The 1,003-nt window shown below is 66.9% G+C and carries 1 protein-coding gene; it reads left to right on the top strand.

Features of this window, described 5'->3' with window-relative positions:
- Positions 1 to 1,003, top strand: a 1,003-nt coding sequence (locus VYI76_RS16565; protein ID WP_326525922.1) for a cytochrome-c peroxidase, incomplete at both ends; no start/stop codon positions are given.

The raw sequence follows: 1,003 nt of genomic DNA, 5'->3' as shown, positions 1-1,003 counted from the left end.
CCGGGTTCCGTGCGGCCGCGGCGCAGGCCATGTTCCCCGTCACCTCGCGCCGCGAAATGCGTGGTGTCATGGGGACCAACGAGCTGGCGACGGTCCGCGACGATCTCTTCCGCGACCAGTGGGCGCTCCTCATGACGCGGCTCGGCGCGATCCCGCAGTATGTCGAGATGTTCGAGAAGGCCTACCCGGGCACGGCCTTCGCGGACATGACCTTCGCCCACGCGGCCAACGCGATCGCGGCGTTCGAGATCGACACCTTCGCGGCCACCGATACCCCCTGGGACAATTTCTTGAAGGGCGACAACAACGCGCTCACGGTCAACCAGCTGAAGGGCGCGCAGCTGTTCATGGGCGCGGGCAAGTGCGCGACCTGTCACAGCGGCGCGGCGCTCTCCGACTTCAAGTTCCACAATACCGCCTTGCCGCAGTTCGGACCGGGCAAGGCCGACGGCACCTTCCGCGACGATGACGTCGGGCGCGGCAGCGAGACCACCAGCGCCGACAATTACCGCTTCCGCACCGCGCCGCTCCGCAACATCGCGTTGACCGGGCCATACGGTCACGCGGGGCAATTCTCCCAGCTCGCGGACTTTGTCGCGCACTATATCGATCCGGCGGCCTCGCTCCAGAACTACGACGTGTCGCAGATCGACGCGCCGCTCCAGTCGACGCTGCTCCCGAACACGGCCGCGATCCTCGCTCACTTCAACCCGGCCGAGGTCACGGCGGATATCACCCTGGATGACGTCCCATTGATCGTGGATTTCCTGCAGGCGCTCACCGATCCTGCTTCGGCGGATCCTGGCGACCTGGCCCCGGATTCGGTGCCCAGCGGCTTGCCTGTGGCCGAGGTCGTCGTCACGGACACCACCCAGCTCGCCGGGACCATCCACCTGCCGATGGCCTTCGAGACCTCCGGCGCCCGTGAGTACCAGATCCAGGAGCAGTCGATGTGCGACGGATCGGCGAGCGCGGATGTGAGCTTCGACCGGCTCGCCAACAC

This window comes from Sphingomonas sp. (genome assembly GCF_035910975.1).
Lineage (GTDB): Bacteria > Pseudomonadota > Alphaproteobacteria > Sphingomonadales > Sphingomonadaceae > Sphingomonas.
The sequence above is the reverse complement of the archived record's forward strand: the minus strand, read 5'-3'. Positions and strand labels throughout refer to the sequence as shown.